Here is a 9,065-nt window from a genome sequence, read left to right as displayed (position 1 = left end):
GTCGCCCGCGTTCATCCAGCTCTTCGACCAGACTTCGATACTTAGACCGAAGCCAGCACACAATGGTCTCGTCTCTCATCCCTGCTCTTGTGCAGAGGCTCTCCACTCCGGTCAATCACTATTGCGGTAAGTTGTTTCCTGCCACCGCCTTAGTGGGTGCAACCAGTGACAATAAACTCGCCGTCTTTTCAAGTGATAACCCGAGACGCGTGAGAATCATAAAATTGAGCGGACTGGCGCCTAACGAACGAATTCTCGGACTTGATGTCCGGCCTGCCAACGGACAGCTCTATGCCCTTGGCAGCACGAGTCAGATCTACATCGTTGATCTTCGCCAGCGGGTCGCCAGCCCAGTGGGTAGTCCGTTCTCGCCAGCGTTGCGCGGCGATTTCTTTGGCTTCGATTTCAATCCGCAAGCCGATCGCATTCGCATCGTTAGCGATGCTGATCAGAATCTGCGCATCAACCCGGATACTGGCGCCGTTGCCGCAGTTGACACAGACCTAGACTATGCTGCAGGTGACAGTGGTGCTGGTCTTGATCCGGGAGCAGTCGGTGCAGCCTATACTAACAACGATAACAACCCAGCCACACCCACGACGTTGTTTGACATCGACGCGACGCGTGACACCTTGGTCAGACAGGATCCCCCCAATAATGGCGCACTAACGACAGTTGGTTCTCTTGGCGTGGCTACCACACACTCCTTGGTGGCAGGCTTCGATATTGCCGCCAGCGATGGTACCGCCTACGCGCTGTTGCGCTCCGCTGGGAGTGACCGTCCGCATCTATACCGTATTGATCTTACGACTGGAGCCGCAAGCTTCATCGGTGAAATTGGCGGGCGTGTCGTTCTGTCATCCCTAGCAACGTTGGGTTCTGACTAATCGCGTGCAGCGCGCCACAAAAAAGAGGAGTCCATTCGTATCAATGCGATGAACTCCTCGGACACCCACCTTGGGGATTTTCAACGACATACGTCGATGCGCGCGACTTTGACCATCCACTGAAATCCATTCGTTGTCGATATTCCGTGTACTCTCTGGAGATTCTTGCCTATCACCGATATGAGTGCTGACACAACGCAAGAGTATTTTAGCGATGGGTTAAGCGAAGATCTGATTACTGATCTCTGTAAGTTGTCCGGGATGTTTGTGAGCGCACGGCACTCGACATTCGCCTACAAAGGCAAGGCCATGACAGTCGAAAGGATCGGTCGTGAGTTAGGAGTGCGGGCGGTATGTTCTCGAAGGTAGTATCCGCTTCTCTGTTCCGCTGATTCTACTGAATGCGGGCTACTGGCACTTTTTCCGTTATCAGCACATCATCGGCCATTCCACGGCAAACCATCAGCATTTCCGCGCAACTATTGCGCCTCAAGCCTCCGTAGCAAGAGTATCAATTTTATCACTCTTAGAGGAGGTATACGTATGAAACACGTAGTGAGGGAGATCCTACGACGATCAAAAGCAGGAGTCTCCACGATCGGTTTGCTAGGGTTAACCTATTGTCCGCCCTTCGCTGGTGCCCAGGATAGTTCAGCCGCATGTGCACTGCTCCTTGGTACGGGCGTGGCGCGCGCCGAAAGCCCCAACACTGCCAGCGGGCTCGCTGAGTTTAGCTTGGCTGGCGAGCGCTACCTGGCCACGCTCGACCTGACTTTCAGCTTTGCGGCACCGCAACCGGATGGTTCGTCTGCGGCCACCTCGACGCATGTGTTCTCGGTGCGCAACCGCAGTCGTCGTTGCGGGAGGGCGCGCTCGCGGCCTTCCCCGCAGGTGAGCGTTCCGGCTCGGGAGGCGCGACCAATGCGATACCCGCGGGAGCGCGAACACAAGAGCACCGCCGCGATGTCGCTCGGGGCCCGACCAGCGGCCCCCAGGAGCAGGACATGCAGGGCGAGCAGGTCTCCATACCGGGCGCGACGGAATTCAGCCCGCCTGCGGGCTTGCTCCTCGGGGGGAATCTCCACTATCGTTGGTCTCGGCACAGCACCTCCTCGTTGCTCGATCGAAAGATGTCACAACCTTTGCTCTATCAGCGTGTGCGTCGCTGTGCCAATCTCCTGTGGTCCGATTTAGTCACAGATTGTGTTTCTGGGTGGAGTAATTCACTCAGTGAGTCGGGTGGGTCGCGACCCACCCGACATTTCCCACCTACACAATCTTATTCAGCGGATACTCGATAATGCCTTCAGCGCCGTTCTTAATCAGCTTGGGGATGAGTTCGCGTACGACTTCTTCACTAATGACACTTTCCACCGCGAACCAATCACTGTGATACAACGGCGACACCGTTGGAGCGTTCAGACTTGGTAGCATGTTGACGACCGTATCAAGCTTGGCTTTTGGCACGTTGAGCTTGATGCCAACCTTCGCCTCGGCCATGAGTGCGCCTTTCAGCAGGAGCGCGATTTGCTCGATCTTTTCTCGCTTGGCTGGATCTTTCCATGCTTGTTTGTTGGCGATGATCTGCGGATTTGAGGTAAACAATTCCCACACAATCTTCAGTCCATGAGCGCGAATCGTCGAGCCTGACTCTGTCACTTCAACAATCGCATCAACCAGGCCTTCTGCCGCTTTGGCTTCGGTTGCTCCCCACGAGAACTCGACGTCGACTTTGACCTTTCGTTCAGCGAAATAGCGGCGTGTATACTGGACTAATTCGGTAGCGATCTTCTTTCCTTGCAGATCTTCTGGAGTGCGGATTGGAGAATCGTGAGGAACAGCGAGAACCCAACGTGTCGGCTGAAAACTGGCTTTGGAGTACACTAAATCGCTGATAACTTCGACCTCGGCGTCGTACTCCATGATCCAATCTTTACCGGTAATGCCAGCGTCGAGGGTGCCTGATTCGATGTAGCGTGCCATTTCCTGTGCGCGGACCAACATGCAACGGATGGTTGGATCGTCGATGCTAGGAAAATAGCTACGGGAACTGGTTGTGATTTTCCATCCCGCCTTGCGAAACAACTCAATCGTTGAATTCTCAAGACTTCCTTTGGGAATACCAAGTTTTAATGCGTCCATACGGCAACGTTCCTAACATAGGGGGGAGGGGGTCGCAAGTTCGCGAGTGTGAAGAGCATGTTACTGACCGCCGCGAATCTGCTGTTCAAGATGCTGTATATGGCGACGGAGGATCAGGTCACGCTCACGTAAGGTTTCGACAGCATCCTGTGTGAGTCCAGCCACGGCTTTGGGGTCACAGGGCACGACATAGGTGACTTCTGGCAGGACCGGTGCTGGAGGTGGGGACTGCGATCTCGTAGCAAATGAACAACCTGAGAAAATCAACCCCAAGACAACCAACCCCTTCCTCATAATCTCCTCTTCCGGGTCTGCCCTCTCGTAGTCGTTGCGAAGTGACTCTGCTACATATGGCACGCGTTCAGCTTTGACAAGCCGCACGAGGGGAAGGGAGCACGATGAAACTTGCTGAGATTGCCGGACGACTAGGGTGTGAGCTGCGAGGAAACGGAGATGTGGAAATCTCTGGTATGAATAGTATCGACGACGCACAACCTCATGAGCTCACCTTCGTGGCGAACAAGAAGTATCTTGCCAAGCTTGCGACAACCAAAGCTGCTGCGGTCCTTCTTGCCCCGACCGATCCGGACATTGCGCTTCCATCCTTGCGCACCCCGAATCCCTATCTCGCGTTTGCGCAAGTGTTGGCGTGGTTTCATCCACCCTATACGCCACCAGTGGGTATTCATCCGACGGCGGTGATTGCGCCGAGTGCTCGCCTTGGCGCGTCAGCCTTCGTTGGTCCGTATGCGGTGATTGGGGAGAACGTCGTTATTGGTGATAACGCGCGAATTTTTGCGCACGTGGTGATTTATCCGAACGTCCAGATCGGACATGCCTTTACTGCGCATGCTGGAGTGGTGATTCGCGAGGGAACGACAATTGGAGATCGTGTCATTCTTCAAGGTGGGGTGGTCATTGGCGGTGACGGGTTCGGCTATGTTCCGCTTCCTGATGGCTCGCCTTACAAAATTCCGCAGACCGGGACCGTTACCCTCGCTGATGATGTCGAAATTGGTGCAAACACGACGATCGATCGTGCCGCGATGGGAACCACGATGATTCGCCGTGGCGCGAAGCTCGATAACCTCGTGATGGTTGGCCACGGCTGCGATGTTGGGGAAGGCGCATTACTTGCGGCGCAGGTTGGGCTTTCGGGAAGCACGAAGCTTGAGTCTGGGGTGCGTATGGGAGGGCAAGTCGGAGCTGCGGGCCATCTGACCGTGGGAAAAAATACGATGGTTGCGGCGCAGAGTGGCATTCCTCACGATGTGCCAGCAAACTCGGTTGTTGGCGGATATCCAGCCGTCGATATTATGTCCTGGCGCCGCTATTCGGCAGCGTTGCCGAAATTACCAGAACTGATGCGGCGGATACGGCGGCTTGAGCACGCATTACAAGCAAATGAAGAAGCGAGAGGTAAAAATGACGAATAAGAGCCCGTTTTGCTGTCTGGGAGCTGAGTACCTGAGGGTCTCACACCGGCTTTTATAGATTTTGCTCCTCGGACTCGTCGTCGCTTTGCCCTTATTTTTCATTTTGTTGGTCAGTTCTGTGAATCGCGCGAACAATCCATCTCCGCCGCTCGACCGTAAAGAACCACAGGAGGATCGTATTCTGGACGATCAGGCCCTGCTGGCGGCGATTACGCGGCAAGAACAGGCAGCCTTCGAACGTCTGTATGACCGATATCACACTATGGTGTATCACCTCGCGCGTAAAATCTTGCATGCTCCAGATCGTGCTGAAGAGGTGGTCTATGACGTGTTTTGGCAAGTGTGGCGTGAAGCGGAACGATATGATGGGCAACGCGGCAGTGTCGGGGCATGGCTCACCACACTGGCACGAAGTCGCGCGATCGATGCGCTCCGTGCACGACAGGTACAGCCTACCACGACCGATGACAAGGCCTTGGTGGAACGTCAATTGCTCATTGATCCGCAGCCTAATCCAGAGGAACGGATGAGCCTTGAACAGCGGGCGGTATTCGTGCGGACTGCCCTGGAGACGCTTCCCTCTGACCAGCGTACTGCGTTGGAATTGTCTTTTTTCGCGGACTCTCTCATAGTGAAATTGCTGATCAACTCGATGAACCGATTGGAACTATCAAAACGCGTATTCGGACGGCGATGTTTCGTGTTCGAGATCGCTTACGCCCGCTTCTTGGGGGTAAGTCATGACGCATCAAGCGTTGAAAGATCTGTTGCCGCTGTATGCCGTTGGCGGGCTTGATGCTGAGTCAGTCGCTGAGGTTAGCGCTCACCTCAACACTGGCTGTGACTCCTGCCCTGGAGAACTGCGAGAATGGCAAGACGTTGTTGGGCTACTCCCGCTCGGAGTCGTGCCTGAGAGCCCGAGTTCGGCAGTCAAAGAACGACTATTGCAACGCATTAAGGCTGAGAGTAATCGCGCCCACGTCATTCCCTTACGCCCGCGACGCCGATGGGGAACGTGGGTGGGGATTCCATTAGCTGCTGCTGCCGCAGGGCTTGTGGTCATGGTTGGTGAACAGTATCGATATCGAGAACTCGCAAAACGAACGGTCGAGCAGACGCAGCAAATCGCGCAGCTGACTGGTCAGGTGGCAGAGCAGCGCACCCAAGCGGAAACGGTAGCTACGCTGCTCGCACAGGAGCAAGAAAAGCTGGCCAGTCGTGAGTCGGAAATCCAACGCCCCAATGCTTCTTTAGCTGAACAACAGTCGGCGAGTTCAGGAAAAACTCAGCACGTGGTTGCGCTTGAGACCGCACTCGTGGAACAAAAACGGCAGGTTGCCGTGCGTGAGCAAGAACTCTCAAGAGTCAACGCGCAAGTGGCGGCGGTTACGCACGAACTTGCTCAGGAGCGAAAAGCCAACCAGGATCGGGTGGAATTCGCTGCTGCCACGACGGCTACTCAGCAAGAGGTCCAACGGCTAACGCGTGAACTGACACAAGCACGAGAGCAGGTTACGGCTCGCGAACATGAAGTCCGCGATATGCGCGAGCGAATGGAGCAGCAGCGTACGGTGACGACGGTGAGTACCCGTGAATTAGACCAGTTGCGTGAGGCTGTCGCTCGCCAACGTGGCGTGATTGAAGTGCTGACTTCACCAGGAGTGAAAATAGAATACCTGCGACACGCGATGCCCGGGCTTGGCGCAGAGGGGCATGTGTTGTGGAACGAGCAAAAGAAAGCCTGGGTCTTCTACACGTTTGGCATGCCGCAACCAGAAGCAGGGAAAGAGTATCAGGTGTGGTTTATGACTGAGCGAGAAGGGCCAGTGAGCGCTGGGGTGTTCATGCCGGATGCGTCAGGCACTGGCCAGGTGCTTGCGTCTCCACCCTCGAAGCTCTTCGGGAAGATTAACGCGGTCGCAGTGACGTTGGAGCCAAAAGGCGGCCTGCCAAAACCATCTGGCGCAATGTATCTGCGCGGATCACTCTAACCCCGCTTGATGTAGAGCTGGTCCTTTCGTTCCCCTCTTTGTACCTCCCATTACGAACGAACTCCTTCGCTTGGATGTTCAGGTGCGTACGCTGTTGTGGCCAGCGTCGGGTACGCGATGACTAATTGCTTTGCGGCTGACCGCTGGAAAAATCCAACCACAACACTCGCTGCGTATACAAAGACAAAACGTCCTTCTTCGCGCGAAGCGGATAATTCACAAAAAGTTAATATCGGGAGGTAACCAGGTGCACCATGCACCAACTGGGACCAGGGATACGCATGACTTCCACGAGGGATCACGCTGTGTTCCTGGCCCAGGTAAGGAGGAATACGGCCATGAAAACTCAGAAGATCAAAAAAGCCTTTTCTGCTGTAGCACTTGCAACATTAACCGTACTGTCAAGTGGACCACCACTACCAGCCCACGCAGCGAGTCACCGTGAAGCTCCGCTGATTGCCAACGACCCAACCGCTGATATCACCGACTTTTATATGTTCCGTAGTTGGGAAGATCCGAACAAGGTAGTGTTCATTATGAACGTCATTCCTGGTCAAGAACCCAGTTCAGGCCCCAACTACTACAATTTCGCTGACGATGTGCTCTACTCCATTAATATCGACACAAATAGTGATGGGAGCGCTGAAGACGTGATGTACGAGTTCCGTTTTACCACCGAGATTCGTGGGGCGACGAGTCAGCTCGGTCTTCCGGTCGCGAATGCAGCAGTGCCGCTAATTACCAAGCTCGATGGATCGCCTGAGTCTGATGGGCTAGGCGTCCGCCAACGATACACGGTAACCGAGGTCCGAGGCAAAGAGCGCAGAGAAATAGGCAACCGCATGATGTTCGCGGTCCCCTCGAATATGGGAAAAAAACCATGCCGAACTATGAGGATCTGGCGAGTCAAGGAATCTATCCGCTGAGTAATCAAGGGCGTGTTTTTGCGGGCCAGCGAGATGAGACATTCTATATTGACCTTGGTGCCACGTTCGACAGTTTGAACTTCCGTCGTACTCCGCCAGCATTGTCCGATGCAGAAGATGCCAACGATGCGGTGAATCCGTTTGGTATCGATCATTTCTCCGGCTTTAACGCCAACACCATCGCCATTGAGGTACCAATCAGCCGACTGACGAATAATCCAAGGGCGATTATTGGTGCGTATGCTTCGACCAGCCGGTCTCGCGTCACTCTCAGACATGGTGAAGATAATCCGACTCGCAGTAGAGGGCGGTTCGTACAGGTTGCTCGTCTTGCTAATCCGTTGGTGAACGAGCTGATTATCGCCACTGCTCGCAAAGATGAATGGAACGCAACCGCACCTGAGACCGAAGCGAACTTTAAGGACTTATATCTTAACTCGCGCTTGGCCGCGTTCATTAACCTCGTGTTCGGTACGAACTTTCCAACCACTGGCCGGACAGACCTGGTCAATGCACTGCTCAAGTATCCTAGCCAGCCGCAAACGGGTGATTGCACCCAAGCAAGCCCGTGCTCTGAGCTCTTACGTCTGAACCTTGCAGTTTTCCCGACCTCTCCGGATCAGCAAAAACGTCTTGGTCCTCTCGCTCACAATGCCGCCGGTACCCCAACACCTGATCTTGCTGGTTGGCCCAATGGTCGTCGCCCTAATGATGATGTCACCGATGTTGCGCTCCGTGTCGTGGCGGGACTACTCGCTGGCGCTTCGGTGCCGAACCTGAGTGATGGCGTGAACTTCAACATTGGCGCACCAGGGACGAACTTGACGGCAAACGGTATCGCCAAGAATTTCCCCTTCCTCCCGACGCCGTTTGATGGCCGTGATCGTCGCCACATCGATTCAGGGGAACAATAACCCCCAAGCAGAAGGCGAGACGGGGAACCCACGTCTCGCCAAAATATCGACAGCGATGGAAGCAGCATCAATTGGGATCAATGTTCACACGTTGTTCAATGCGCGAGGCGACCATGAAATCCACGAACCAGGTGGTAAGACCGCTCATCTTTTTTCTTCTCATTGGCCTGATCTGTCTCCTCAGAATCGCCAATGTTGCACCCTTTGCGATTGCTGTTGTTCCAGGAAGCATGTCGCCAATCGTATCTCGCGCTCTGACGCATTCCTCGCTTATGGTTGGAACACCGACGCGTGCAGATCGCGCAATTCGCGAAGCAGAAGCCAGAGTCCAGCGTTTACCCAATGATGGCGAGGGATATGTTGCACTTGCGAACGCCTATATGCAGAAGTCGCGCGAGACGAACGACCCCGATTACTATGTACGAGCTGAAACGGCGGTACAGCGTGCACTCTCTTTACAACCTGACTCACCGTCGGCACTTCGCACCTTGGCGTGGGTACAGACCGGCAAGCATGAGTTTCGCGAGGCACGCACGACTGCCGAACGGTTACTGGTACAGTCGCCGCTCGATCCGCTTGCGTACGGACTCCTTGGCGATGCTGCGCTTGAACTGGGCGACTATGAACGTGCGGCAATAACGTCAGGACTTACGCTTGAGGACCACAAGTATCATTTTAGGGATATGATTACCAAGAAGCAGTACGTCGAATATTTGGTGAGCACGCCGAAGAATTGCACCTGTACGTATCTGGCCGAGCATTTGGAAGA

Annotated in this window: 9 protein-coding genes and 1 pseudogene; 7 read left to right on the top strand and 3 right to left on the bottom strand. The window is 54.6% G+C overall.

The features are described from left to right. On the top strand, window positions 1-887 hold an 887-nt coding region (locus FJ147_25200), incomplete at its 5' end, for a DUF4394 domain-containing protein (GenBank protein MBM4259183.1). 165 nt (window positions 888-1,052) lie between these two features. Beyond that, on the top strand, window positions 1,053-1,256 hold the full coding sequence (locus FJ147_25195) for a hypothetical protein (GenBank protein MBM4259182.1): 204 nt from the start codon (window positions 1,053-1,055) through the stop codon (window positions 1,254-1,256). 900 nt (window positions 1,257-2,156) lie between these two features. On the opposite strand, the gene FJ147_25190 is transcribed toward FJ147_25195, so the two are convergent. Both FJ147_25190 and FJ147_25185 read right to left on the bottom strand, forming a co-directional pair. Further along, window positions 2,157-3,029: an ATP phosphoribosyltransferase gene (locus FJ147_25190; GenBank protein MBM4259181.1), complete on the bottom strand. Its 873-nt coding sequence runs from the start codon at window positions 3,027-3,029 to the stop codon at window positions 2,157-2,159. A 60-nt stretch (window positions 3,030-3,089) separates the two neighbouring features. Continuing rightward, window positions 3,090-3,323, bottom strand: a complete 234-nt coding sequence (locus tag FJ147_25185; GenBank protein MBM4259180.1) for a hypothetical protein — start codon at window positions 3,321-3,323, stop codon at window positions 3,090-3,092. 104 nt (window positions 3,324-3,427) lie between these two features. Here FJ147_25185 and lpxD point away from each other — a divergent pair, with 104 nt between their 5' ends. The 3 genes from lpxD to FJ147_25170 all read left to right on the top strand — a co-directional run bounded on the left by lpxD (window position 3,428) and on the right by FJ147_25170 (window position 6,456). Next, entirely contained in the window at window positions 3,428-4,465 is a 1,038-nt protein-coding gene (gene lpxD, locus FJ147_25180; protein ID MBM4259179.1) for a UDP-3-O-(3-hydroxymyristoyl)glucosamine N-acyltransferase, read from the top strand. A 118-nt stretch (window positions 4,466-4,583) separates the two neighbouring features. After that, the gene (locus FJ147_25175; protein MBM4259178.1) at window positions 4,584-5,261 is read left to right on the top strand and encodes a sigma-70 family RNA polymerase sigma factor; all 678 of its coding nucleotides are present in this window, start codon (window positions 4,584-4,586) and stop codon (window positions 5,259-5,261) included. Beyond that, complete coding sequence (locus tag FJ147_25170) at window positions 5,206-6,456, top strand: hypothetical protein (GenBank protein ID MBM4259177.1); 1,251 nt, start codon at window positions 5,206-5,208, stop codon at window positions 6,454-6,456. The genes FJ147_25175 and FJ147_25170 overlap by 56 nt, the downstream gene beginning before the upstream one ends. A 50-nt stretch (window positions 6,457-6,506) precedes the next feature. On the opposite strand, the gene FJ147_25165 is transcribed toward FJ147_25170, so the two are convergent. Continuing rightward, complete coding sequence (locus FJ147_25165) at window positions 6,507-6,758, bottom strand: hypothetical protein (protein ID MBM4259176.1); 252 nt, start codon at window positions 6,756-6,758, stop codon at window positions 6,507-6,509. Window positions 6,759-6,794: 36 nt separating this feature from the next. Between FJ147_25165 and FJ147_25160 the strand changes: the two are divergent. Continuing rightward, window positions 6,795-8,296: pseudogene (locus FJ147_25160) on the top strand (DUF4331 domain-containing protein). Window positions 8,297-8,409: 113 nt separating this feature from the next. Further along, window positions 8,410-9,065: tetratricopeptide repeat protein (locus FJ147_25155; GenBank protein MBM4259175.1), on the top strand; the 656-nt coding region annotated here is incomplete at its 3' end.

This window comes from Deltaproteobacteria bacterium (assembly GCA_016874775.1).
GTDB lineage: Bacteria > Desulfobacterota > Binatia > Bin18 > Bin18 > VGTJ01.
The sequence above is the reverse complement of the archived record's forward strand: the minus strand, read 5'-3'. Positions and strand labels throughout refer to the sequence as shown.

What these genes read in the sequence shown, in the direction of transcription:
- FJ147_25190 (MBM4259181.1), bottom strand. Translation starts at nt 3,029, where the DNA reads ATGGACGCATTAAAACTTGGTATTCCCAAAGGAAGTCTTGAGAATTCA.
- FJ147_25185 (MBM4259180.1), bottom strand. Translation starts at nt 3,323, where the DNA reads ATGAGGAAGGGGTTGGTTGTCTTGGGGTTGATTTTCTCAGGTTGTTCA.
- lpxD (MBM4259179.1), top strand. Translation starts at nt 3,428, where the DNA reads ATGAAACTTGCTGAGATTGCCGGACGACTAGGGTGTGAGCTGCGAGGA.
- FJ147_25170 (MBM4259177.1), top strand. Translation starts at nt 5,206, where the DNA reads ATGACGCATCAAGCGTTGAAAGATCTGTTGCCGCTGTATGCCGTTGGC.